Origin of the sequence: Blautia sp. MCC269 (genome assembly GCF_018785655.1) — a bacterium.
Lineage (GTDB): Bacteria > Bacillota > Clostridia > Lachnospirales > Lachnospiraceae > Blautia_A.
The window spans coordinates 65,043-90,564 of record NZ_WQQE01000009.1; the positions used below are offsets into that span (position 1 = coordinate 65,043).

A 25,522-nucleotide genomic window follows, 5' to 3' on the forward strand; every position below is an offset into this window, starting at 1 on the left:
AGGGCCGTCACCACTTCTGACGCGCCCTGTTTTTGTGTGGAAATTTATTTTATGGTAATACTTTGCAGATTACTTTATATATCTTTAGTTCTCTTTCACAACAACCTTATCCAGATGCCAGATATCATCTACATACTCCTGGATAGTTCTGTCGGATGTGAACTTACCGCTGCATGCTGTATTGAGAAGTGCCATCTTAGCCCAGCGTTTCTCATCCTTATATGCTTCCTCAACACGCTTCTGTGCCTCTGCATAGGAACGGAAGTCGCCAAGGATGAAATACTGGTCAGGTCTCGGCATGTTGCGTTTGTCGAGAAGTGAATTGTAGATGTCACGGAACATCTCTGTATCGCTGGAGAAGGTTCCATTGATCAGCTGCATCAGTACCTGACGGATCTCAGGATCTGTATTGTAAATGAAGTCCGGATCATAACCGCCGTTATTCTCATAGTTGATGATCTGGTCGGAGCTCATACCGAAGATAAATGCATTCTCCTCGCCAACCTCCTGTACGATCTCAACGTTGGCACCATCCATAGTTCCCAGTGTCGGAGCACCGTTCAGCATGAATTTCATGTTACCTGTACCGGAAGCCTCTTTACTTGCTGTGGAGATCTGCTCGGAAACATCTGCTGCCGCAAAAATGATCTCAGCGTTGGATACACGGTAGTTCTCGATGAATACAACCTTCAGCTTGCCGTTGATGGAAGCATCATTGTTTACAACATCTGCCACACAGTTGATCAGCTTGATGATCTTCTTTGCACGTGCATAAGCTGCGGAAGCCTTTGCACCAAAGATAAATGTTCTCGGATAGAAATCCATCTCCGGATGTGCCTTGATCTGGTTGTACAGATAGATCACATGCAGGATATTGAGAAGCTGACGTTTGTACTCATGAAGTCTCTTAACCTGGATATCGAAGATGGAGTGCGGGTCAACCTCAACACCATTGTGCTCCAGGATATATTTTGCAAGACGCTCTTTGTTCTTGAACTTGATGGTCATGAACTCCTGAAGAGCCTTCTCATCGTCTGCGTAAACTTTAAGCTTGGAAAGCTGGGAAAGATCTGTGATCCAGTCCGGTCCGATCTTGTCTGTTACCCAGTCAGCCAGAAGCGGGTTTCCATGAGCAAGGAAACGTCTCTGTGTGATACCGTTTGTTTTGTTGTTGAACTTCTCAGGCATCATCTCATAGAAATCCTTCAGCTCCTGATTCTTGAGGATCTCGGTATGAAGGCGTGCAACACCGTTTACAGAGTAGCCTGCAACGATCGCAAGGTGAGCCATCTTAACCTGTCCGTCATAGATGATCGCCATCTTCTTGATCTTCTCGAAGTTTCCAGGATATTTCTGCTGGATCTCAAGAATGAAACGACGGTTGATCTCCTCGATGATCTGGTATACACGCGGAAGCAGTCTGGAGAACAGCTCGATCGGCCATTTCTCAAGTGCCTCGGACATGATGGTGTGGTTGGTGTAAGCACAGCATTTTGTTGTGATATCCCATGCCTGATCCCAGCCAAGACCTTCCTGATCCATAAGAAGACGCATCAGCTCTGCAACTGCTACAGTCGGATGAGTATCGTTCATCTGGAATACAACCTTCTCATGAAGCTTTGTGATGTCATCGTGTGTTTTCTTATATTTGGCAATCGCTGCCTGAAGGCTGGCAGATACGAAGAAGTACTGCTGTTTCAGACGAAGCTCTTTACCTGCCATATGGTTATCATTCGGATAAAGTACCTCAACAATAGTACGTGCAAGGTTCTCCTGCTCTACTGCGTTGTGATAATCACCCTTGTCGAAAGAGTCAAGGTTGAAGTCTACGATCGGCTCTGCATCCCAGATACGAAGTGTGTTTACAACATCATTATTATAACCTGTGATCGGCATATCGTAAGGAACAGCCTTAACTGCCTGATATCCTTCATGGATGAATTTATTCTCGTTCTTCACCGGATCCCACTCAACGCGTACATATCCGCCGAAATGAACCTCTTTTGCATACTCCGGACGACGGAGCTCGAAAGGATAGCCGTTCTTCAGCCAGTTATCCGGTGCCTCTACCTGATAACCGTCACGGATCTCCTGCTTGAACATACCATAACGGTAACGGATTCCGCATCCGTATGCACAGTAGTTCAGAGTTGCAAGAGAATCCAGGAAGCATGCTGCCAGTCTTCCAAGTCCACCGTTTCCAAGAGCCGGATCCGGCTCCTGGTCTTCGATGCAGTTAATGTCAAGTCCAAGCTCCTCAAGAGCCTCCTTAACCTCGCCGTATGCACCAAGGTTGATCAGGTTGTTTCCAAGGGCACGGCCCATAAGGAACTCCATGGACATATAATATACGATCTTCGGATCCTGTTTTTCATACGCCTTCTGGCTCTTGAGCCAATTGTCAATGATCACGTCCTTCACAGTGTAGCTTACAGCCTGAAAGATCTGCTCCTGTGTAGCCTCTTCCAGTGTTTTTCGATAAAGGAATTTTACGTTTTCTTTTACACTTTTTTTGAATTCCTCTTTCTCAAACTGCTTGTCAATCATTAGTTTTCCTCCTGTACTTTGGATACTCCCAGTGTTACAGCCTCTTTGTTGATGTTCCACTCCTTGGTGTAACCCTCTGCTTCTCCCAGAATAATGTTTTCTGCCAGTACTTCACGTTTGATCTCATCCTGGTTTGCTTTCATGATATCCATGATCTTATCGTTATCTTTTGCATAGACAATGATCTTGTCCATGACTTCGAAACCAGCCTCTTTACGCATGGTCTGAACCTTGCTGATGATCTCGCGGACAAAGCCCTCCTGGATCAGTTCAGGTGTAAGGTTTGTATCAAGGACAACGGATGTCTCACCGTCTGTCTCTGTCACATAGCCCTCGCTCTGGGCTGTTTCGATCAATAAGTCTTCCTCTGCAAGCTCGACTCTGTTTCCGGCAATGTCAAGAACGAGAACACCATTATCTCTCAGCTCTTTCATTGCTGCGGTTCCATCGACCTCGGAGAGTGCGGTACGGATGCCGTTCAGAAGCTTGCCGTATTTCGGTCCTACTGTACGAAGCTGCGGCTTGAAGCTGTAAGAAATGAAGGACTCTACATCATCTGCGAATTTCACTTCTTTTACGTTAAGCTCATCTGCGATGATATCTGTGTAGAATTTATCCATAGCTTTCTCAGCTTTTACATACATGGTTCCGATCGGCTGACGGTTCTTGATGTTTGCGGTATTTCTGCATGCACGTCCGAGAACAACGATCTCAAGAAGCTCTTCCATGTTTGCCTCAAGATCCTTGTCGATCCATGCTTCGTTTACCTCCGGGTAATCGCAGAGATGGATACTCTCCGGAGCGTCTGCATCAATGCTTCTTACAAGGTTCTGGTAGATATCCTCAGTCATGAACGGGATCATCGGAGCTGCAGCTTTGGCAACTGTTACCAGTGCTGTGTAAAGTGTCATGTAAGCATTGATCTTATCCTGCTCCATGCCCTTTGCCCAGAAACGCTCACGGCTTCTTCTTACATACCAGTTACTCATATCGTCAACAAATTCCTGAAGCGCTCTTGCAGCCTCCGGAATCTTGTAGGAACCAAGATCCTCATCGACAGTCTTCACCATGGTATTCAGCTTGCTGAGCAGCCATTTATCCATAACCGGAAGCTTATCGTAATCTAAAGTATATTTAGTTGCGTCAAAATTGTCAATGTTCGCATACAGTACGAAGAATGCGTAGGTGTTCCACAGAGTGCTCATGAACTTTCTCTGTCCCTCTACAACTGCCTTGCCGTGGAAACGGTTCGGAAGCCATGGAGCACTGTTGATGTAGAAATACCAGCGGATAGCATCTGCACCATATTTGTTCAGTGCATCAAACGGATCTACGGCATTTCCCTTGGACTTACTCATCTTCTGTCCGTTCTCATCCTGTACATGTCCCAGAACGATTACATTCTTATACGGAGCCTTGTTGAAAAGCAGTGTGGACTCAGCAAGAAGTGAGTAGAACCATCCTCTTGTCTGGTCAACAGCCTCGGAGATGAAGTCTGCCGGGAACTGCTGCTCAAACAGGTCTTTATTCTCAAATGGATAATGATGCTGTGCAAAAGGCATTGCTCCTGAATCGAACCAGCAGTCGATTACCTCCGGTACACGGTGCATGGTCTTTCCGCAGTCCGGGCACTTCATGGTGATATCATCAATGTATGGGCGGTGAAGCTCGATAGTCTTCGCACGCTCGTCACCACTCTTCTCATAGAGATCCTGGCGGCTTCCCACGGATTCCATATGTCCGCACTCACACTGCCAGATGTTCAGTGGTGTTCCCCAGTAACGGTTTCTGGAAATACCCCAGTCCTGAACGTTCTCAAGCCAGTCACCGAAACGTCCTTTACCGATGCTCTCCGGGATCCAGTTGATTGTATTGTTGTTGCGGATCAGATCATCCTTTACTGCAGTCATCTTGATGAACCAGGACTCACGTGCATAGTAGATAAGCGGTGTGTCACATCTCCAGCAGTGCGGATAATCATGCTCGAATTTCGGCGCATCAAAAAGCTTGCCCTCTTTGTCAAGGTCAGTAAGGACCATCGGGTCCGCTTTCTTTACGAATACACCAGCGTATGGTGTCTCTTTGGTCATGTTACCCTGTCCGTCTACGAACTGTACGAACGGAAGGTCATACTCACGTCCGACACGGCTGTCATCCTCACCAAATGCAGGTGCGATATGAACGATACCGGTACCATCACTCATGGTAACGTAGTTGTCACAGGTTACGAAATGAGCTTTTTTGCGCTGTTTTGCTGCTGCCTCTCCCGTACATGCAAAAAGCGGCTCATATTCCTTACGCTCAAGGTCTGTTCCTTTATATTTCTCAAGGATCTCATATGCAGGCTCATCATCCTTTGCAAGCTTGCCGAGAACCTTGTCCAGAAGTGCTTCTGCCATGTAGTAGGTATAGCCGTCTGCTGCTTTTACCTTACAGTAGATCTCATCCGGATTTACACAAAGTGCAACGTTGGATGGAAGTGTCCATGGTGTTGTTGTCCATGCCAGGAAGTATGCGTCCTCACCAACAACCTTGAAACGTACGATCGCAGAGCGCTCTTTAACAGTCTTGTATCCCTGAGAAACCTCCTGTGCGGAAAGAGGAGTTCCGCAGCGTGGGCAATAAGGAACGATCTTAAAGCCTTTATAAAGAAGACCTTTTTCCCAGATCTCTTTCAATGCCCACCACTCGGACTCGATAAAGTTATTGTCGTATGTTACATACGGATGCTCCATGTCAGCCCAGAAACCAACGGTAGATGAGAAATCCTCCCACATTCCCTTGTATTTCCATACGCTCTCCTTACACTGCTGAATGAACGGCTCCATTCCGTACTCCTCGATCTGCTCCTTGCCGTCAAGGCCAAGCTTCTTCTCAACCTCAAGCTCAACCGGAAGTCCGTGAGTATCCCATCCTGCTTTTCTCGGAACCATGTACCCCTTCATTGTACGGTATCTCGGGATCATATCCTTGATAACTCGTGTCAGAACGTGTCCGATATGTGGCTTACCATTTGCGGTAGGCGGTCCGTCATAGAATGTGTATGTCTCGCCCTCCTTACGGCTGTCCATACTCTTTTCGAAAATCTTGTTGTCTTTCCAGAATTTCTCGACTTCTTTTTCACGGTCAACAAAATTCAGATTCGTGTCAACTTTACGATACACAATATTTACCTCCTGTGTCTGATTACTGGCTGCTGCCTCATCTGTAAGGCCACAGCGGATTGTTTCTTCACAGATACCTGTTCGTGCCAATGCTTCGGGCACTTATAAAAAAAGACCCCATCCTGTAAAAGGACGAAGTCTGATTCGCTGTACCACCTGTTACATTATACGGGCCTGTGTCCAGATCCCTGCGTCTTCTGCTGTGTTCTTATGCTCTGTGTTATGGCGCGGGCTGTTGTTCCATGTCTGTTCATGGCGGACAATTCTTTGTATCTGCCGATATATGTTCCCTGTAACGGAGGAAATCCGTCAGTTCTTACTTAATGATCATCTGTATATCAGATATTCTTCCGGCTGCTGCCGGACAACTTCGGAACTGAAGCTCAGGAGTGATATTCCGCCATATTTACTCGTCCCGGGCTCCCACCATCCCCAGTTCGCTGCAAGCTTTCCATATGGCCTACTGTCTCCATCACAGCTTTTTCTATATACGCTGTCTATTATAGGTTGGGGAAAATCCATATGTCAAGTGTTTTCAGGGATTTTTTATTCCCTCCATGGCATCCATATACGCATTTCTCCGTATTCACGGTTATCCCATGCAAAATACGGGATCAGGCGGACCGGAATAATCTTTTTCTTTTCTCCGGTAAAGGACTGATACAGTTCATCCGGATCATACTCCTCATGGACGATCTGGTAGGCTTCTGTCTCCAGAACACCGATCTCCCTGCCCTGAATCTCCATTTTGCCATCTTTAAATGTGCTGTGGATATTGATGCAGATATCATCCAGTGTATCTGTATCTGCATCCGGGCTTTCCATGCAGTATACCAGTGGTCCTTTTTCCACTGCAATAAGCTGACTGTCCTCCTCTACCATCGGATGTGCCATGGTAAAGCGTACCGGCATGTCAAGTTCAAGCTCAACTTTTGCACCTGCAAGTATCTCAATATGAACTGCCTGATAAGTCTCTCTTGTACTCTTATCAAGTTTACGCTCTTCGCCGCCAGCTCTGATGCTTCCGCTTTCTGCCCATTTGGGAATTCTTAAATTCAGTGTTACCGGTTTATCACAGATAACATTCTCAAATTCAAAGATGATCTTTCCGTTATACGGATATTCTGTCTTCTGTTTCAGAGTGAAAGATGCACCGTTTTCAAGGGTAAGGGCTGCATCACACTCTCCGTAAATACCGGTGTAAACACTGTCTGTGGAAACTATATATGCATACTCTCCGGACTGTGTCACTATACGTGCAAGGTTTGGAGGGCAGCAGTAACTGATGAGATACTCTGTTCTTGTAAGAGGCCAGATCAGTTTATATTCAAGCTTCTTTGCCCTGCGCAGCATATTTTCATAGAAGAATTTCTTTCCGTCCAGACTTACGGCTGCAAGGTTTACGTTCAGAAGAGCACGCTCGATCACATCAAAATACTCCGCCTTCGGCTCAATCAGAAACATTCTGTATGCCCACATTACAAGACCGATGGACGCACAGGTTTCATTGTAGGCCGTTACATTGGGAAGCTGGTACTCATATCCGAAAGCCTGATGGATAAGCTGATGGTTCCAGAAATCTCCGTAAGGAGAAGCACCGTTATATAAAGCTCCCACACCGCCTGTCAGGTAGATCTTTGTGTTGACCATATTTTTCCATACCTTGTGAAGGACATCCAGATAATCTTTGTCTCCTTCTTCTGCATAGAGGTCTGCAACTCCTGCGTAAAGGTATGTGGCACGTACTGCATGGCCAATGATCTTTTCGTGTTCTTTCAGCGGCAGTCTGTCCTGGTTATCGTCCATGCCTTCTTTTACAGAATCACGTAGCACTATCGCCTTGTGTGCAAGATCCAGGTATTTTTTCTCACCGGTGGTACGGTACATTTCAATAAGGCCCATGTAATGGGACGGGCATACTGCTGTCTGTACCTCACCTTTTTTCTCTGCTTCCGCATACATGTTTTCCAGAAAATCTGCTGCTTTTCTTGCGATATCCAGGAAGTTTTCTTTTCCTGTGATCCTCTTATACAGGCAGGCAGAAGTAAACAGATGGCCCATATTGTAGACCTCGAACTCGTTGATATCTCCCAGTCTTCCCTCACGGGTACCGTTACGCATACCGATGATCTGTTTTGTGGAAATATATCCGTCCTCTTCCTGGGCGCGTCCGATCAGGTCGATATATTCGTCCAGCTTGTCCAGACGGCTCTGGTCCTGAAGCTGTTCTGCAGAATAAAGCTGGGACTCCATCCATTTGTAAAAATCTCCGTCACCAAAATCACTGCCGCCAAACTCGCCGCTTTTTTCTCCTGCACAGATACGGAAATTTTCAACTACATGTCCCGCATCCAGTGCCTCAAACATTTTCTGCAGGTGAGGAACTGTACTCTCTGCACAGTTCTCCACAACATCTTTCCAGAAACCGCCGGTCCATTTGATCTGGTCATATTCTGCTCCGCTTACTTTTGCATATTTCGATTTTCTTGTATCCGCAAGCATGTTTTTCCTCCTAAAATCAGCCTTTTACAGCTCCACTTGTCATACCTTCGATTACTGTCTTGTTAAGGATCATATAGATGATAAGCATCGGGAATACGCTGATCGCGATAGACGCAAAGATCGCACCCCAGTCTTTTGTTCCGAACTCATTCTCAAAATAGAGAAGTCCGGTTTGTATTGTTTTCAGTTTGCTGTCACTGATAAATGTCATGGAAAACAGCAGGTCATTCCATTTATAGAAGAACTGCAGAACCAGAACAGTAACTGCGGCATTTTTCATCAGTGGGAAAACAATGTGCCACATCATGGAATAAATTCCGCATCCGTCAATAACACTTGCCTCAAGAATTTCCCTTGGAAGAGATCTCATATATCCTGTTACAAGGAAGATAGAAAGAGAAAGGCCAAATGCGATATAAGTCAGTACCAGGCAAAGTCTTGTATTTGTAAGTCCTGTATTATTGTAGATCTGAAACAGTGGAAGCAGTGCAGTTGCAACCGGAACCATAAGTCCCAGAAGGAAAAAGTCTGCAAAGAAATTTTTCATTTTCCATTCCATCTGTGTTACTGCAAATCCGATGGTCATACTTAAAATTACAATAAAAACAAGTGCCAGTGCTGTATAGATCAAACTGTTTCTGAAATACAGACCCATGTTTCCTCTGGTCCATGCTTCTGAAAAGTTCTTAAGGTAAAGTCCCTCCGGCAGCGCAAAGGACGGCTTTGTTACAAACTCAGATGATTTTTTAAATGCACATGTGAACAACCAAAAGATTGGATATGCATCAACAATTACAACCAGTGCAATAATGATCTTTTTAATAACATCCACCGGAGTGATTGTCTTTTTTTCCATTTTTTATGCCTCCTTTACATCAAAGAAACGGATGATTCTTGTTCCGATAATACAGATCAGGAAAATAACGATGGCAATCGCACTTCCATATCCGTAGTTTCTGTACTCAAATGCCACGTTGTACATGTACATGGATAATGTTGTTGTTGCACTTCCCGGACCGCCGTTTGTAAGGGCGATTGCGGACTCGAATACTTTAACAGTACCTGCAAATGCAAATACAAGACATGTAATAGTGATCGGGCGGAGCAGCGGGAAGATAATGTTCTTGAACATCTGCCAGGAACTACACCCGTCAACCTTTGCCGCCTCAATAATATCATCCGGAATATCAATAAGACCACCGTAGAAAATTACCGCATAGAAACCTACAGACACCCAGATATCCATGACACTTAAGCACCCTAATGCTGTGCTTGCCTGTCCGATCCACGGCTGTACCAGATCATGAAGACCGATCGCATCCAGAATACTGTTTAACAGACCATAGTTTGGCTGGATCTCATAAATCTTACGGAACAACTGTCCAACGGCTACTGTCGGGAGGATTACCGGGAAAAATGTGATAGTACGAATCAGGTTCTTGAATTTAACAAGCCAGAAGCGATACATCATGGCAAGTGCCAGTCCCAGCACTACCATACCAAGCATGGTGGTAAGAATATACCGGATCGTTACCATAAGTGATTCGTGGAATTTTGAGTCGATCAGAAGTTTTGAATAATTCTTAAGGCCGCTGAAGCTCCAGCTAAGTCCCGGCGTTCCTGAATATAAAGAATATACAAAGGACCAGATTACAGGTACGAATACCAGTCCCACATAAAGAATCAGCCCCGGAACAACAAACAGCGCAATTGCCTTTTTATTTCCTAATACATGTTTCATCCTGTTTCCTTGCCTTTCTCATAAAAAGAGTATTGAAAATGACATAACTGTTATCCTGCCACTCCCAATACTCTTAATTAGTCCGTTGATCTTACAGCTTAGTTGCTGATTGTATATGCTTCCTCAATGGAATCCATATAAGCGGCTCCATCCATATCTCCATTTAATACAGACTGAATATTATCCTGTGCAGTTGCTTTTGTCTCATCATTCATGTATGCTTCCCACCATGCGGTAGAAGTCTTTGCATCAGCGATAGCATCAATTACTGTCTGGGTAACAGAGCTGATATCTTTTGTATCTACATCGTATGTATAACCACGTACTGACTGATAGTCGCCCATCGCGTAGTTACCAACGTTCTCAACGAAGTACTGTAAGAATCCTGCCATTGCTCCGTCATATTTGTCCTGAGACAGGCAAAGGATGTTACCACAGTTTGCAGGAAGCTCGGAAGCTTCGCTTACAGATTCATCAACTACAGGAACTCCCATGAATCCGATGTTGTCCTCTCCGGACGGGTTTGTCTCCTCATCTGTAATGGAAGATGTGAACCAGCTTCCGTCATAGAGCATTGCACACTGACCATTTAATAACATTCCCTCAGCAGTTGTGTTATCAACTGTTGTAGCACCTTCGCCAAAGTATCCTTTGTCTGCCATATCTGCTACCATCTGAGCTGCTGCTACAAATCCGTCATCTGTGAATTTTGTCTCGCCCTCGCATGCTTTCTTAACTGCATCTGCGCCCATTGTACGATATGCGTAAGCGTTTACGATACGTGTTGTAGGCCATTTGTCAGATCCGCCTGTTGCGATCGGCTGAATTCCTTTTTCTTTTAATGTGTCACATACCTGAAGGAGCTCATCCCATGTTGTCGGTACTTCTACGCCTGCATCCTCAAATACAGATTTGTTGTACCAGAATCCCTCGATATTCATTCCGAATGGAAGATCATACAGATCATCTGTGTCAGAAAGAGAAGTCATGATACTCTTTGCACTGTCCATGACTTTGTCCTCATCGCCCATTGCTTTAAGCTCTTCGGAAACATTTACAACTTTTCCTGCCTGGATCAGCTCTCTTAACGGAACACCTGCTGAGTAAGCAAACAGATCAGGAAGATCGTTGGATGCTACCAGTGTGGAAATCTTTGTGCTCAGGTCTGAAGCTGATACATACTCATATTCATAGCTGAAATTCGGATTTACATCTTTGGTGTAGTTGTCAAGCATTCCTGTAAGGATTTTTCCATCTGCGCTGTCCTCTGCCCAGATTGAAAGAACCTTGATCTTTTTCTCTGCTGATGTGTCAGGATCTGTTGCTGCGCTTACACTTAAGGATCCTGCCATTAATGAGATCGCTGTTGCTGCAGCCATGACTAATGCCATTGCTTTTTTCTTCATTTCTCAAAACCTCCTAATACATTTCTTTTGTGATATCGTTATCTTTAAGCTGGCTTTATTCTAACATCCTACGTTTCAGATTGATAGTCTGTCATTTTTTTGAAAATGTCCAAATTTTATAGAATCCGATTTTTATGTTTGTCATATTTCTTTAGATCAAATCTGTCAGTTTTCTTTTGATTTACGGACACCACCTTTAAACTGCATAGGAGTGACACCCTCTTCTTTTTTGAAAATATTGCAGAAATACCGATAATTATTGTAGCCTACAGCCTCACTTACTTCCTGTACCTTGGCACCTTTCAGCAGAAGTTCCTTTGCATGGGCCATACGGATCTGGGTCAGATATCTCACAAAACTGATCCCCACCTCATCCTTAAAAAGAATACTCAGGTAAGCATGGTTCATGTGTACCATCTCTGCCATCTCATTCAGGCCGAAATCCTGGCTGTAATTTTGATTAATATAGTCCAGTATATGTGTGATAACCCTGTGGGAACTTCCGATCTTTCTCACGGAAATCTTTTCAAAAATACGCTGCAGGATGAGATAGACATACTCATCTACCTCTTCCTTTGTCTTCATCTCTTCAATATTGTTAAAAAGAGGGAAGTTAAAATCATGTTCATACTGCTTCCACTTTTCATAAAAGGCCGCAGAAGCAGCGGTAATAAGTTTATAGCTCTCTTCTTTGTATTCTGGCAGGCCATATCCTGCTTTTTTCAGAAGCTGCTGGATCCTCCGTGTTTCCTCTTCCCAGTTTTCCGTATTACTGTCGTTGATCATCTCCACAACAGCATTGAGGGAAAGTCTCAGATCCCGGATCTGTTTTTCATTCTCCACATCTGTTTTGCTGGGCCGTTCTTTAAATTCTTCATCTATCTTTTCCAGGGTAGCCTTCAGTTTGTCCATAGTTACCGGCTTGTCTATATAACTGTGGACTCCCAGCTCCATTCCCTTACGGGCATACTCAAATTCTTTATATGCACTTACCAGCACAAATATCATATCCGGATATTTTTTATAAAAATGTTCGATGACCTCGAGACCGGAAAGCCCGGGCATACGAATATCTATGAAAACAACATCCGGATGTACATTTTCAATCAGTTCCAGTGCCATCTGACCATCTGAAGCAGAGCCTGCCATCTCATAATCCGCACCAATCCTTTTCAGCATTACACGGATTCCCTCAATGGTCAGATATTCATCATCGATCACTACCAGTTTTTTCATAGTTTCACTTATATCCTCATTTCATTTTCTGCCAGAATGATCTTTACCCGGGTTCCTTTTCCAGGCTCACTTGTGATCGTTACTTCTGAATTTTCACCGTAATACAGTTTAATTCTTTCTCTTACATTATTGATTCCATAGCCTTTATCCAGCTTGGACATATCATCAATCCCCACGCCATCATCAATAATGGTAAAGATGATCCTGTTTTCATTTACCTGACCTGTGATCCAGATATTTCCATCACCCATTTTGGTTTCCAGTCCGTGATATACCGCATTTTCCACAAAAGGTGTGAGAAGAAGTTTCAGTATCTTCTTTTCCATAAGATCTTCATCCACCTGGATCTTCAGATGGAATCTGTCTTTGTAGCGCATATTTTGAATGGTAATGTATGAGCGGATATGCTGGATCTCATCCTTTACCATGATCAGATTACTTCCCTTGTTCAGGCTCAGCTTGAAATTGTCAGAAAGAGCAGCCACCATTGTGGCGATCTCATCCTCCTCATGAACAATGGCCATACAGTAAAGGGCATCTAGGGCATTATAAAGAAAATGCGGGTTGATCTGCTCCTGGAGAAGATGCAGCTCCTGCTCTCTCTGCCTGATCTTGGCATAAAGCAGACGTTCCCTTAATACCAGATTATTGTTGACCATTTCTTTAAATTTCTGTCCCAGAAGGCCGATCTCACTGTCATCAAATTCTTCTGTGATATTACGTGTTCCCTCTTCCACACTCTGCATGGTGCGCTCCAGTTTTTTCAGAGGCATATAGATCTTCATGGCAATCATATGTGCCACAAACATGCCAATGCCAAACAGAAGCAGGATCATCACCCCGATCAGGATACCCACATTGACCTTCTGTGCATTTAATTCGCTTGCCTTAATACCGCTCACCAGAGTCCAGCCATTTACAAAACTTTCCCTGGCACTGAAAATATACGGTGTCTGAGATGTCACTGAAAGAGCAGAGACATACGCTTTGTAGATCTCCTCTTTATAGCTGTCGTCTCCCTGGAAATAAATAAGGGGATCATCCGTGTTTTCGTCGATGACCATAAAGCAGTTGGTCTTATAATTTCCTCTGTTCTCAAATGCCATTTTGAAAATATTTTTTGATACATTTACGATCAGATAGCCTACTCCGCTATCCTCCCGGGAACCGCGCAGATACTTCACTATGGACAATGTATCATTTTTTCCCGTAAGCGCATTACTGCCCAGGATGATCTCTTTTCCATCTGCATCCCGGGCTTCTTTTATCCAGGCCTGTTTCAGTATCTCTCCGTCTTTATAGAACGAAGTGTACTGTGACAGGTCGGACTTTTTTGAATGAATATAAAGTTTTCCATTAAGGCTGACTGATAATACTTCCTGAACAGATGCCTGCTGTAAGGTCAGTTCATTTACACTTTTTTCCAGGGTTCTTGTTTCTTTTGAGGAAAAATAGGAACCCGGTTCTTCCCCTGCCTGAGAAAGAGCATTCATGTAGGAGTCTTTCAGAAGAAGATTTCTCATTTCCTCTATGATACTGTCAAGCTGAAGCTCCACAATATTATCTGAAGTCTGTAGACTGTAATAAAAATCCTGCTGATAATTTTCCACTATGTTATTTGTGGTCAGCGCAAAAATACTGACACCCAGGATCAGCATGGACAGAATGGAGATGGCTATGATCGCCACCTGGATCTGCTGCTGAATAGTACGTCTGTTTGTTTTCATCTTGTCAGCCATATTTTATAATGCCTTTATCTTTAACATCTGTCTTACTTCATCAGGGGTCATCGGTTCCATATCTTTTTCACGGAGCAGTTCTGCGGCCGCTTTGATAAGCTCTGCATTGGTTGTACATTGCACGCCGTTTTCCAGATAGTTGGAATCCTCAAAACCAAGTCTTAAGGATACAGCTCCCATATCCAGGGCTTTGCTTACCATCTTGAAATCTTTACGGTTGGCCTCTGTGTATCCCCATAATACTTTGCCCTCATCCGGGAATGTCTCATAGAGATATTCTTTCATGTGACGTAGTGCATTTTCCGTTGCAGGCATCTCTCCGCCATGGCCGAATACCAGGGCAAAAAGGATCGGGTCTACAAAGTGGAATTTCTCATCCAGCTCACGGACTGTGTTGATCATTCCAAGTTCAAATACCTCGATCTCCGGTCTTTTATCTTCACGGATCAGCTCGCCAACACAGTATTCCACATCATCAATGGGATTCTGATAAACGGCCTTTCCAAGGTTTACAGAACCTACATTTAAGCTGACTGCCTCTGTGTACGGCGCGTAACAGGGCTGAACTCTCTCTTTGATGGTAAGGTCGGAAACACCGCCTGTGGAAATCTCAACTACAATGTCACAGGCTTCGCGGATATATCTGATTGTTTCATCCATAAGTGTCATATCCGGAGTGAGTTTTCCATGGACGTCTCTTACGTGGAGATGAACCATGGATGCTCCCAGTTTCCAACATTCAATAACATCATCTGCGATTTTTCTCGGATTGATATCTGTATCTGACGCACTTACCGGTGCTACAGAAAGCATTATTTTTTTCATAATTTTTCTCCATTCCAATATACATAATGATCAGTTACAGTCTGGACAATCTTGTCCTTTTCCCTTTTTGAGATTACTTCCAGAATCTCCCTGTGAAGCTCTGCAAAGTGGGAAACCTCGCCTTTTTTTATGACCTTGCAGATGGCCTCCAGGCGAGAAGGAACTGTCAGTCTTGTTATATATTCTGTAATGGTCACGATCTGAGGATTGTCTGAAAGCGCCGCAATTCCTGCATGAAATTCTGTATCTGTCCTCATGATCCGATTTGGATCCGGTTCCTTTTCATTCAGCGCAGCTTCCATCTTTTCCTGGATCTCATAGAGATTTCTTATTTTCTCTTCATCCGGATCATTCTCAAGGATCACATTTAAGGTTCCGATCTCAATAACAGCCCGAAGCTGTACAAAGTCCTTCCAACTGTTTTTCTTCAGGATGATCTGATAAAGCATGGGGTCAAGCAGTTTCTGATTATAAGTTTCGCTGACAAATGTACCGTCTGCACGTTTAATATAGACAACACCATTTGCCTCCAGCTTCTTGATGGCTTCTCTCACAGAATTTCTTCCGGCCTCATATTGTCTGCATAATTCTACTTCTGTGGGAAGCTTTGAGCCGGGCTGGAATTCCCCTGAAATGATCCCGGATACAATTCCATCCACAACTCTGTCAACTACTGATTTTTTCTTCCCAGTTTCACTCATTTTATTTTACTGTTCCCTTCTTCACCAGTGCTTTCTTTAACTCAGCAGCTCCAAATCTCGGGCTTGAAAGAACAATTTTGCCGAATTTCTCAGCAATATATTCCTCGCAGTATGCCATGCTTCCCTGTGCAAAAAGTACTACGTCCACATCATCTGCGATCTTCTCAATGCTTTCTGCCATTCTTGCGCGGAACTCATCCTGATTCAGGCCAAACGCTCCCTCTACCAGGCAGTCAACCAGCTCCACATGCTTTCCGCACTCACGGCTCATACGGAGGATCGTGTTTTTGGTTGGCTCCAGTGTTGTCGCCAGAGTTGCCACTACGCCGATCTTCTTTCCCTGGCGTACTGCTTCACGGCACATCTCCTCATCTACACGGACGATCGGCACACCGATATATTTTGCCGCATCCTGGGCTGCATCTGCAACTTCACCTACAGATGAGCACAGGTTTAACATTGCCTCGCAGTCCTCGCCTACTGCCTTCATGTACATTCCGATCAGTCTGGCTGCTGCTTTCGGTGTAACATATCCTGCATCTCTTGTCTCTGCCAGGATAGAAGGATCCTCAATGCTGTATAACTCTACATCTTCTCCAAGCTGTCCTTTTACTTCTTTTTCTACAAGTTCGATAAGCTCCGGTGTTGTACTGGTATAAATTAATCCTACTTTCATTTTTCTGATCTCCTTTATTTATTCATTAAAATTTCTACTGCTTCACGTAAGGTTTTGATCTCGCCCACATTTCCCGGAAAGATCACATATGGGATCCCAGGGAATTTGCTTTCTCTGCCTGTCTGCCATACAGGGATTCCAGGTCTTATCTGTCCCAGGACTTTTGCATGTTTTACTCTCAGGGCTTTTACGCCTACATCACTGGATGTGATGCCGCCTTTTGCAACTACAAAGGCAGGTGTCACCTCAAGCTCTCCCACACATTTCTGAAGGGCATCGCTGATCTTTACAGAACGCTTCAGTGCTTCCTCCGGTGTATCGTTTTCTACTTTTAAAAGCGCACGTTTTGTAGAAACACACACTGTGTTTCCTTTGCGGATCAGATCCTGGATCATGGTAAGGACACGTTTTGTCTCCTCCTCCAGTTTTCCTTCTTCAAGGACCAGATCGGAATTTAACTCGATAAATGTAATATCGGAAATATTTTTCAGCTCATTTAACTGTGCAGTTGTCTTGGCTGTGTGGCTTCCTACGACGATAATACCTCCTGCCGCTGTCTCTTTGTTTATCATCTCTTCCCTGGCAAGATAAGCCTTGTCGGAAATATTGCCGAATGCTTTTACCAGGGCTGCTGCTGTACGGAAAGTATAATGTTTTCCCTGTGCAATGGCACGGTAAAGCGCTGTACAGAAAATCTTCACATCAATATTGTCAATGGCATTTACGATGATCTTTCCGTAGTTTTCCACTGACATAAGTTTTTTCCGGATCTTAGCGTAATCCATGCTGCGAAGAAGCTCCAGGGAAATTGTAACGCAGTCTTCTGCCTTGAACTCACCTTTTGTCTTCTCCTCTACATACTCGCACAAATTACTGGATGTATAACCAAAAGTCTCATCTTTTGCAAACTCGGTCTGACCTGCCGGAACAAGCTCATCACCATATTTTACATAATGGACATTGTTTAATGTAAATCTTCCGCCTTCTTTAAAGTAAGGACAAAGGATCTCGCCATCCACTTTCCATGGATTTCTCTTTTCCATCTCTTCTTTTACAATTTTGGTTTCCAGCGGAAAATGTCCTCTCAAAGTAGAATCACTTCGATTGATGATGCAATATTCCATGCCGGCCTCATCTGCTGCGCTCTGAACATTGTTTACGATCTCACGGTGAGCCTTTATGGTTTCTTCTTCTGTGAAACCACGGGAATTGGTCAGTACAAAGAAAAGCTTGTTTTTCTCTGCAAAGCCTTCTCTCATGCTCTCTACACTCCAGTCCGTATAAACGGACACATCGTGTACTGTCTGCACGCCTGTGGGGTCATCGTCAAGAACTATGATCTTTAAGCCGAATTTTTCTGCCTCCTCAGTCAGAAGCCTGTCCACTTCCGCCACGTCCGGAATGGGATATTTATTCAGGATCTCAGCACTGATTGTCTTCTCGTTCATTAAACATCCTACCTTTGCTTTTAAAAAAATTTACTCTGTCTAAATCCATAGTATAAACATCCTACGTTTGAAATGCAAGGTGAATCAATAATATTTTGACATAATCCAAAAAAAGTCTTACTGGAATTTTCATAGTCTGTCAGTGGTTTTTCCGGGAGGAAAGTGGTATACTACTACAGAATCTTGAGGGCAAAAATACAGCGTTTCATTAATACAATGCTATAATTAATGAAATACTGCACCTCATCACAAAACGGGCAAGATTTTTTCGGTTACTGATTCTCAAATGAATAATAACCTTCTCGCCCGGATTTATCACTGAAAGGTATCTTGTTATGAAAAATATGAAAAAACGATCCTTGCGCCGGATCTTTGCAGGCATTCTCGGCATAGGGATCCTGCTCACAGGCGCAGCTCCCTGCGCGGCGGCTGCCTATGGATACGATGAATATGGTGATCCTATCGTCACTGCCACACCGATTCCTGATGGTCAGGCCGCAGCAGTCACGCCTGCTCACTCCAGCTATTATTCACAGGCTGCCGACACCGATTCCATTGACGGGTGGCCCAAAGGTCCCGGCATCGAAGCACAGGCTGCAGTCCTTATGGACGTAAATACAGAATCCGTTCTTTATTCCAAAAATGCGGACACACAGCTCTACCCTGCCAGCATCACGAAGATCCTGACTACACTGCTTGCCTGCGAAAATCTGAACGCTAAGACAAACATTACCGTATCTGAGAACGCTTCCACCAGTGTAACTGCCGGAGATTCCAGTATTTATGCTGCTCCCGGTGAAGAATTCACCAGGGATCAGGCCCTGATGGCTGTCATGCTCCAGTCCGCTAATGAAATGTCTGTCGCCGTTGCGGAAGAAGTTTCCGGCTCTGTAAAGAAATTCACAGAACTCATGAACTGGCGCGCCAAGCTTTTTGGCTGCAAGAACACACACTTTAACAATCCCAACGGTCTTCCGGATGAGAATCATTACACCACAGCCTCCGACATGGCAAAGATCGCCAAATCCGCCTGGCTGAATCCTCTTTTCCGGCGATACTGCACCAAACGTTATTACGAGATCCCGCCTACCAATAAATTTGCGGAAGCCCGCCAGCTGCTCAATCATCACAAGATGATGAAAAACGGCGAATATTATTATGAAGGCGTCCGTGGCGGAAAAACAGGCTACACGGATGCATCCGGCAACACACTTGTCACCTACTGCAAACGGGGAAATATAACGCTGGTAGCCGTGATCCTGAATTCTACTTCCGCGGCAAATGCTTACAGCGATACCGCTTCTCTTTTTAATTATGGTTTTGAAAATTTTGAAAAGGTGGATATGAAGGTGTCCATGGAGCCAGTCCCGTTTAAGGTACTCCCTTGTGACAAATATATCCTTAAGAATAACGGAAACACCTATCCGTTTTATTATCAGACAAAGGTTTATGTGACTCTTCCAAAAGGTATCAAAAAATCACAGCTTAACAAACGCCAGGCCGTTCTTCAGAATGCTGTCGGCCCACTGCGTCTGAAAAGCAAATATTATTATAAGAAACAAATGGTCGGATGGGGAATGCAATACGAACGAAACATCGTATCAGATCTTCTCCTGGCTTCGTAACATTTTCCTGCGGCGGAGAGATTCGTGCTTTTCACGGATCTCATCCGCCGCTTCTGTATCTTCTGCTCTCAGGGTCTTCACCCCGAAATATTTTCCCTCGTCGGTTTTTCGGATCCGGATCTTTCCGGCAACAGGTCCATGCTCATGGCAAAGGGCAAGGCTGTAATATACCTTGGAATTGTTGGTACTGAACCAGCGGATCTTCCTCTTGGCAGGGCATCTGCAGATAGGACACATGGTACTTACCATAGTACGGTCCTTCATCAGACGCTCCTTTGATACAAATTCCCTGGACACAAACTTGTCATGGTCTGTATAGGAAATATAGATCTCGCTGTCTCTGGATTTTGGATTCTGATATACATCCAGGGACGGATGGCGGATCATGCAGGCTTCATCGATCTCCAGGAGTATCCTGGCAGTATAGCTGGCGTCTGCCAGTGCCCGGTGAAAATCCCGGCTTTTGGGAAGCTGCAGGTAGTCTGTAGCATATTCCAGGGAACGCCTGGATATTCCGTCCTCGAATTTTATGCTGAAAAGTTTCTGCACATCGTAGTAATGCACCGGCCCTGGCATCAGCTTCAGAAGATTATAGTATTTCATATTGCGCTGAAGTTCCATCACATCCTGGTCTCCCCAGGTAAAAAAGCGATACTCCTCCCCGCACCATTCCAGGAATCTGCGGATCGCCCTTGGAAAAGGGATGCCTTTTTCCAGTTCATGATAATCCACGTGGATCACTTCGTGGATACTGTCGTGGATCCAGTGGTACACTTTGGGCTTGATCAGGCACTGAAAGGTATCAACGATCTCTCTTTTTTCATTTAATTTTACTGCCCCGATCTCTATGATCTCAAACGGGAGCCGACTATCCGGATGTCTTCTTCCATCCGGATTCTGGTTCCATTCCAGGTCAAATACAATATAGTTCATGGGTTTTCTGTCCTCTTATCTGACTGCTCAGCTGCTTCATAAATGCAGCTGTTTCCGGATCGTTGTCCGGCTATTTCATATTTTTGCATTCGGACACAGAATAAATCGCTTCAAACAGCTCCTGCTGGAAGCTTTCTGTATCTGCATCTGTCAGAATCATATCTTTCATTTCGTCTTCTTCGTGTAGCCACCAGCGGAAATCGCATAATGTGGCACCCCGTCCGGCACCGTCTGAACAATCCACATCCAGGAATACTTTTTCTGTTTTAAAGAACTCCGGATGGATGAGATACATAAACGGTACAGCAGCATGGATACTTGCCACGCAGCGATATTTGGAAAAATTTTCAAGTACGTAGCCAGCCATATCTCCACAGGCTCTGGCTGCCGGATCACCGGACTGGCACAGCTTCATGATCTGGTTTCTGGTGAGATTACATTTCAGGGTAGCATCCAGTCCACACATGATCAGTGGGATTCCGGAATCGAATACGATCTTTGCCGCCTCCGGATCTGCGTAGATGTTGAATTCCGCTGCCGGTGTGATGTTTCCGCCTTTTGCTGCGCCGCCTGTAAATACAATTTTTCTGATCTTATTCTTTATTTCAGGAAAAACCTTCAACAGAAGTGCAAGATTAGTCATTGGTGCAGTTTCGATCATTACTACCTGCTCGCCCTCCGGAATGGCCTTCAGAATGTCACGTATAAAAAGCACTGCATTATCAGAAGCAGCCTCTGATTTTGCTTCCGGCAGTACGCAATGGCCAAGCCCTGTCTCTCCGTGGAATTCTTCCGCATAAATTGCCGCTTTTACAAGAGGACGGTCCTGGCCTCCTGCCACCGGAACCTTCAGTCCGTAAAAATCCACCAGCTCCAGTGCATTTTGGGTCACTCTTTCTATCCTGGTACTTCCTGCAGATGTCGTCACTGCAAGCAGCTCCAGTTCATCCTGATGTGCTGCCGCATATGCCAGTGCGATCCCGTCATCGATTCCGGGATCACAGTCCATGATAACCTTGATCTTATCTCCCATATATTCACCTCTGTAAAAACTCTTTCCCCAATTTTATAGTATTGCCGAATTTCCGCTGTTTACCTATTCCAAGTATAACAGAGTGAGGAAAGAGTGTAAAGTTAATCAGAATTCACCTCTGTACTTCAGGCCGAAACGTAAAGAACCCCTCTGCCGGGCATTGGCAGAGGGGTGGAAAAAAGGGGGTTATATTCATTTATATAAACAAATGCAATGTGCAATTTGGATCTTTAATATTTGCAATATCCGTTTGGGTTGTTCCGGATATTGTTATTATGCTATATCCCATCACCCAGGACTTGCAATCCAGTACCTGGGCTTCACAATAAATGCTGTTCAATCAATAGAAACAAATTTCTTCTCTTCTGCTTCTTTCTTGGTCTCTTCCTTCGGGAAGGTTACATGAAGGATTCCGTTCTCATATTTCGCATGGATATCTTCATGCTTAATGCTCGAGCCTACATAAAAGCTTCTGTTGCAGGTTCCTGTATAACGTTCTCTGCGAACATATTTACCTTTATCATCCTTCTCGTCCTTCTTCTCTTCTCTGGTTGCCTGAATGTTCAGATAACCATTCTTCAGCTGGATCTTCACATCCTCTTTCTTAAATCCCGGAAGATCGATCTCCAGTTCATAATTGCCATCTACATCACGGATATCTGTCTTCATCATATCCTTCACCTGAGGATAAGCATTGGCAGCTGCCTGACGGCCTGTCGGATATCCCATAAAATCATCAAATAAATCTTCTCCGAAAATACTTGGCATTAACATAACTCATTCCTCCTGATCTATATTCGCTGCGTGCTGCGCAGGCGTTTTTAATTTACTGTTTCTGAAAACATCTGCTAATTCTGTAAGAACTTTCTCCGGAAGATTTCTTTTTTCTCTCTTCCTTTGTTCTGTATGTACTATAACACGCATTATTAGCACTGTCAAGAGGTGAGTGCTAATTTCACACTTTCTTCACATTTTGCGTACACATTTTCCGTAAAATCACTGACGCCCGCCGTGCAAAGCATGATGTGCGTCATCATATCGCTCTCATACAAGAATACCTGACGGAAGGAAAACTTGATGTGCTGCATGATTACCTTAATGAGTACAGCAAAAGCCTTCCGGATAACTCTCTTGTCCGTTTTTGCGAAAATACTGCCGCAAACGCTGTATTGCTCTACTTTGCTCAGCAGGCTAAGGATAACTGTATTAATTATTTTGTTAAAGTTAAGATTCCGAATGATATCTTCGTTTCAGATACCGATATTTCTGTTATATTCGGCAATCTGATTGAAAACGCACTGGAATCCTGCAAAAATGAGTCTGGCAATGACCGGAAAATCTTGATTCGTGCCAACCTGACCGGCAGTTCGCTTTGTATTACGGTGGACAATACCTTCTCAGGAACACTCAAATGTACAAATGATGACAAGCTTGTTTCAACGAAGCATAAGGGACTCGGGCTCGGCACACAATCGGTCAAAAACATTGCCGCACATTACAATGGTGTCTGCCACTTTAAAACAGAGGATGGAATGTTCTATGCATCTGTGATGTGTTGTAATAAAACAGATAACTAACATTCGGTGAATGTGTGTTCTATTCATAATCCATAACAGCAAAGCCTGGAGTTGTTTTACTGGCTCCTTTTACATGTTGTCCATACATTTACTCCTTCAAACTTATAACTTCCTTTCTGGCAAAGAAAAAGACGCAAGCCATATTTTATGACTCACGCCTTACTTCGCTCACAATATTTAATTAGCACTCTCCATTTCTCATCATTTTTTGACCACAAATTTATGACATTTACGACAAATCTGACACTGCTTTACGCTTCATGGAATCTGTCAGGACTGTGAAGAAAAAGAAAATTCTTCTTCACAGATCTGACTGTTTTTCTTCTGGACCAGTACGGTGAATCTGCCGGATGATGCATCTGATCGACACCGGGACGGTAATAAGACATGCCACCGCACCAAATAACATAACCGCAACATCCTGAAAAAGGAACTGGGAATTAAGAATAATTTCCAGGGTATATTGCTGTGTCTGAATGTATGAAAATAACAGAATAGTTCCCCCAAGATAAGCAAACAGCAGTGTATTTACTGTTGTACCTATGATTTCTTTTCCGACCTGATAGCCGGAAGCTGTAAGCTCCTTCGCTGTCAGACTGTTTTTATGGGTCCAGACTTCATATACAGAGGAGGTTACGGATAATGCCGTATCGATAACAGCTCCAAGAGTACTGAAAACAGTTACAAATATTCCTACATGAAGCATGTTGATATGAAGATCCGTACTGTAATAATACATAAAATCATCTTCTGAAATCTGGATCTCATTTAATCCGTAGCTTCCTGATCTCCATGTGATAATATAAATCGGAACAAACAAAAGTAACATTACCAGCAGTGTAGCCAGAAAAGCCGCCCGCGTCTTTGGATTATTTCCGTTCTGATAAAACAGAGAAATATAACAGACACCTGCACCTGCCACCAATATCAGGAGCAGTACAGGAAAACCGGCAGACATCAGCATAATTGAAAAAAACAAAATTACAATATTCCCTGCCAGTGTCATAATTGACATGGCTCCACGTTCACCACCAATCAGGACCATCAACATAATCAAGACCAATGTAAGAAAAATGATCATTTTCTGCCACTCCTTTTCCATGATGGTATTTTCATAATCGCTGAAGCAATAAAAACGGATACCGGTATTGCCAGTACAATTCCAATGCTTTCTATCAGAAAACGACAGATATCATATGGAATGTGGTATCTCACGATCGTTACAAAGCTTATATCATTATTCATCTTAAGTATGAACATGGGAATCATGCCGCTTGCCAGAACAAACAGCAGTACATTTATCATGGTTCCCATAATATCATATCCGATTTCACGACCGGAATGTATCAGTCTTCTCAGAGAAACCGATGGATTTTTCCGTACGATCTCTCCTACTGCTGCGCTGATCGTCACCGTCACATCCATAATTGCACCAAGTCCTGTCAGCATAATATCTGCCCAGAATATATCTGCTGAATTGCCTGTACTTCCAAGGTATTCCAGATTGGAATAATCCAGATCTCCGTACATATAAATAGAAAATTCAAACAATGCCATGATCAGAAACAGAACACACAGTGTTGAAAGAACTGAGGAAAATGTTTTTCTGTGAATTCCATTTAAGCAGATCAATGTAGTCAATGAAAAAAGAACTGCGATGACATTACAGATATTTAAAATATTTTTCCCTTCTGTAAAAGCCTGAAATCCATACGCAAATATGACTGTATTCAGTATCAGTGATATGATCGTGTAAAATCCCTGCTTTCCTGTAATGCAGATCAGAAGAAAAAATAATCCTCCTGCCAGTAATGCCAGATACCCATCCCTTTTTACAGAACGTATCGTTTTTCCGGGGCTTTCCTTTGAACCGCTTAAAAGAACGGTGTCTCCTTTATGATATTTCTTGGTCTGAACCTGAGAAGATGTATATTCATTAGAGACCGTTATTTTTTCCCCTTTATGCGAACCGTTTAATATCCGTGCCGTAATATTCTGAGTATAGTAATATTCTTTTGAGCCCCTGGTTCCTTCTCTGCTCAGAGTCTGTTTTTCTGTTACGGAACATATTTTTGCCAGCGGTGTATGATAAAATCGGGAATTACAGCAGGTAAACAGAACAAAAATAATATATATGCCGGCTAAAAGATATTTTTTGTGAAATATGCAGGATTTCATTAACTTCATTCCCCCTGTAGAAATATTGCAATTGTAAACGCACTGACCGGTTGCTTTTTATCGAAGTAACATTGTACGCTTTTTGAAAGTATCGGTCAATATAAGGTATACAAAGTCAAGACCACCCGCTTAGCGGGTGGCTTGCTCTGTCCCTATAAGGGACTATTCCCTGCTTGCGCCCGGAAGGCGCA

Annotated in this window: 19 protein-coding genes; 2 read left to right on the forward strand and 17 right to left on the reverse strand. The window is 43.9% G+C overall.

The features are described 5' to 3' along the window. Positions 1–84: 84 nt before the first annotated feature. The 12 genes from GPK88_RS03370 to GPK88_RS03425 form a co-directional block, all read right to left on the reverse strand. Complete coding sequence (locus GPK88_RS03370) at positions 85–2,547, reverse strand: glycogen/starch/alpha-glucan phosphorylase (RefSeq protein ID WP_215707533.1); 2,463 nt, start codon at positions 2,545–2,547, stop codon at positions 85–87. Then, positions 2,547–5,711, reverse strand: coding sequence for an isoleucine--tRNA ligase (ileS, locus tag GPK88_RS03375; protein ID WP_215707535.1), 3,165 nt, complete (start codon positions 5,709–5,711; stop codon positions 2,547–2,549). The genes GPK88_RS03370 and ileS overlap by 1 nt, the downstream gene beginning before the upstream one ends. Positions 5,712–6,257: 546 nt before the next feature. Then, positions 6,258–8,213, reverse strand: a complete 1,956-nt coding sequence (locus GPK88_RS03380; RefSeq protein WP_215707534.1) for a glycoside hydrolase family 127 protein — start codon at positions 8,211–8,213, stop codon at positions 6,258–6,260. Between the two features lie 16 nt (positions 8,214–8,229). After that, a complete protein-coding gene (locus GPK88_RS03385) occupies positions 8,230–9,069 on the reverse strand; it encodes a carbohydrate ABC transporter permease (protein ID WP_173762827.1) in 840 nt (279 codons plus the stop codon). Between the two features lie 3 nt (positions 9,070–9,072). Beyond that, positions 9,073–9,954, reverse strand: a complete 882-nt coding sequence (locus GPK88_RS03390) for a carbohydrate ABC transporter permease (protein ID WP_173762828.1) — start codon at positions 9,952–9,954, stop codon at positions 9,073–9,075. A gap of 98 nt (positions 9,955–10,052) precedes the next feature. Then, positions 10,053–11,360 carry an ABC transporter substrate-binding protein gene (locus tag GPK88_RS03395; RefSeq protein WP_173762829.1) on the reverse strand — a complete coding sequence of 436 codons (1,308 nt, stop codon included), beginning with the start codon at positions 11,358–11,360 and terminating at the stop codon, positions 10,053–10,055. Positions 11,361–11,525: 165 nt separating this feature from the next. Next, positions 11,526–12,596, reverse strand: coding sequence for a response regulator transcription factor (locus GPK88_RS03400; RefSeq protein WP_173762830.1), 1,071 nt, complete (start codon positions 12,594–12,596; stop codon positions 11,526–11,528). 8 nt (positions 12,597–12,604) lie between these two features. Then, entirely contained in the window at positions 12,605–14,335 is a 1,731-nt protein-coding gene (locus GPK88_RS03405; protein WP_173762831.1) for a sensor histidine kinase, read from the reverse strand. Between the two features lie 3 nt (positions 14,336–14,338). Next, positions 14,339–15,160 (reverse strand): beta-keto acid cleavage family enzyme, encoded by an 822-nt coding sequence (locus GPK88_RS03410; protein WP_173762832.1) that lies wholly within the window; start codon positions 15,158–15,160, stop codon positions 14,339–14,341. Further along, positions 15,157–15,861, reverse strand: coding sequence for a FadR/GntR family transcriptional regulator (locus tag GPK88_RS03415; RefSeq protein WP_173762833.1), 705 nt, complete (start codon positions 15,859–15,861; stop codon positions 15,157–15,159). Before GPK88_RS03415 ends, GPK88_RS03410 begins: the two co-directional genes overlap by 4 nt. Before the next feature lies 1 nt (position 15,862). Next, positions 15,863–16,537, reverse strand: a complete 675-nt coding sequence (locus GPK88_RS03420; protein ID WP_173762834.1) for an aspartate/glutamate racemase family protein — start codon at positions 16,535–16,537, stop codon at positions 15,863–15,865. Positions 16,538–16,551: 14 nt separating this feature from the next. Continuing rightward, a complete protein-coding gene (locus GPK88_RS03425; protein WP_173771276.1) occupies positions 16,552–17,985 on the reverse strand; it encodes a four-carbon acid sugar kinase family protein in 1,434 nt (477 codons plus the stop codon). Positions 17,986–18,320: 335 nt separating this feature from the next. Here GPK88_RS03425 and GPK88_RS03430 point away from each other — a divergent pair, with 335 nt between their 5' ends. Then, positions 18,321–19,610, forward strand: a complete 1,290-nt coding sequence (locus tag GPK88_RS03430) for a D-alanyl-D-alanine carboxypeptidase family protein (protein ID WP_173762836.1) — start codon at positions 18,321–18,323, stop codon at positions 19,608–19,610. Here GPK88_RS03430 and GPK88_RS03435 read toward each other — a convergent pair. The 3 genes from GPK88_RS03435 to GPK88_RS03445 all read right to left on the reverse strand — a co-directional run bounded on the left by GPK88_RS03435 (position 19,587) and on the right by GPK88_RS03445 (position 22,350). Next, positions 19,587–20,543 carry a 3'-5' exonuclease gene (locus tag GPK88_RS03435; RefSeq protein ID WP_173762837.1) on the reverse strand — a complete coding sequence of 319 codons (957 nt, stop codon included), beginning with the start codon at positions 20,541–20,543 and terminating at the stop codon, positions 19,587–19,589. The genes GPK88_RS03430 and GPK88_RS03435 overlap by 24 nt on opposite strands. Positions 20,544–20,613: 70 nt before the next feature. Then, positions 20,614–21,576, reverse strand: coding sequence for a nucleoside hydrolase (locus GPK88_RS03440; RefSeq protein ID WP_173771278.1), 963 nt, complete (start codon positions 21,574–21,576; stop codon positions 20,614–20,616). A gap of 336 nt (positions 21,577–21,912) precedes the next feature. Next, positions 21,913–22,350 carry an Hsp20/alpha crystallin family protein gene (locus GPK88_RS03445; protein ID WP_015526401.1) on the reverse strand — a complete coding sequence of 146 codons (438 nt, stop codon included), beginning with the start codon at positions 22,348–22,350 and terminating at the stop codon, positions 21,913–21,915. Positions 22,351–22,655: 305 nt separating this feature from the next. Between GPK88_RS03445 and GPK88_RS03450 the strand changes: the two genes are divergently transcribed. Then, entirely contained in the window at positions 22,656–23,153 is a 498-nt protein-coding gene (locus GPK88_RS03450) for an ATP-binding protein (RefSeq protein ID WP_173771280.1), read from the forward strand. 301 nt (positions 23,154–23,454) lie between these two features. Here GPK88_RS03450 and GPK88_RS03455 read toward each other — a convergent pair whose 3' ends face one another. Both GPK88_RS03455 and GPK88_RS03460 read right to left on the reverse strand, forming a co-directional pair. Further along, positions 23,455–24,255 (reverse strand): YibE/F family protein, encoded by an 801-nt coding sequence (locus GPK88_RS03455; RefSeq protein ID WP_330626541.1) that lies wholly within the window; start codon positions 24,253–24,255, stop codon positions 23,455–23,457. Further along, positions 24,231–25,331 (reverse strand): YibE/F family protein, encoded by a 1,101-nt coding sequence (locus GPK88_RS03460; protein ID WP_173771368.1) that lies wholly within the window; start codon positions 25,329–25,331, stop codon positions 24,231–24,233. The genes GPK88_RS03455 and GPK88_RS03460 overlap by 25 nt, the downstream gene beginning before the upstream one ends. Positions 25,332–25,522: the final 191 nt, after the last annotated feature.

Excerpts from the sequence above, each read along its gene's own strand:
- GPK88_RS03370 (WP_215707533.1), bottom strand. The coding sequence starts at position 2,547 with ATGATTGACAAGCAGTTTGAGAAAGAGGAATTCAAAAAAAGTGTAAAA.
- GPK88_RS03380 (WP_215707534.1), bottom strand. The coding sequence starts at position 8,213 with ATGCTTGCGGATACAAGAAAATCGAAATATGCAAAAGTAAGCGGAGCA.
- GPK88_RS03385 (WP_173762827.1), bottom strand. The coding sequence starts at position 9,069 with ATGGAAAAAAAGACAATCACTCCGGTGGATGTTATTAAAAAGATCATT.
- GPK88_RS03390 (WP_173762828.1), bottom strand. The coding sequence starts at position 9,954 with ATGAAACATGTATTAGGAAATAAAAAGGCAATTGCGCTGTTTGTTGTT.
- GPK88_RS03395 (WP_173762829.1), bottom strand. The coding sequence starts at position 11,360 with ATGAAGAAAAAAGCAATGGCATTAGTCATGGCTGCAGCAACAGCGATC.
- GPK88_RS03400 (WP_173762830.1), bottom strand. The coding sequence starts at position 12,596 with ATGAAAAAACTGGTAGTGATCGATGATGAATATCTGACCATTGAGGGA.
- GPK88_RS03405 (WP_173762831.1), bottom strand. The coding sequence starts at position 14,335 with ATGGCTGACAAGATGAAAACAAACAGACGTACTATTCAGCAGCAGATC.
- GPK88_RS03410 (WP_173762832.1), bottom strand. The coding sequence starts at position 15,160 with ATGAAAAAAATAATGCTTTCTGTAGCACCGGTAAGTGCGTCAGATACA.
- GPK88_RS03415 (WP_173762833.1), bottom strand. The coding sequence starts at position 15,861 with ATGAGTGAAACTGGGAAGAAAAAATCAGTAGTTGACAGAGTTGTGGAT.
- GPK88_RS03420 (WP_173762834.1), bottom strand. The coding sequence starts at position 16,537 with ATGAAAGTAGGATTAATTTATACCAGTACAACACCGGAGCTTATCGAA.
- GPK88_RS03425 (WP_173771276.1), bottom strand. The coding sequence starts at position 17,985 with ATGAACGAGAAGACAATCAGTGCTGAGATCCTGAATAAATATCCCATT.
- GPK88_RS03430 (WP_173762836.1), top strand. The coding sequence starts at position 18,321 with ATGAAAAATATGAAAAAACGATCCTTGCGCCGGATCTTTGCAGGCATT.
- GPK88_RS03435 (WP_173762837.1), bottom strand. The coding sequence starts at position 20,543 with ATGAACTATATTGTATTTGACCTGGAATGGAACCAGAATCCGGATGGA.
- GPK88_RS03440 (WP_173771278.1), bottom strand. The coding sequence starts at position 21,576 with ATGGGAGATAAGATCAAGGTTATCATGGACTGTGATCCCGGAATCGAT.
- GPK88_RS03445 (WP_015526401.1), bottom strand. The coding sequence starts at position 22,350 with ATGTTAATGCCAAGTATTTTCGGAGAAGATTTATTTGATGATTTTATG.
- GPK88_RS03455 (WP_330626541.1), bottom strand. The coding sequence starts at position 24,255 with ATGGAAAAGGAGTGGCAGAAAATGATCATTTTTCTTACATTGGTCTTG.
- GPK88_RS03460 (WP_173771368.1), bottom strand. The coding sequence starts at position 25,331 with ATGAAATCCTGCATATTTCACAAAAAATATCTTTTAGCCGGCATATAT.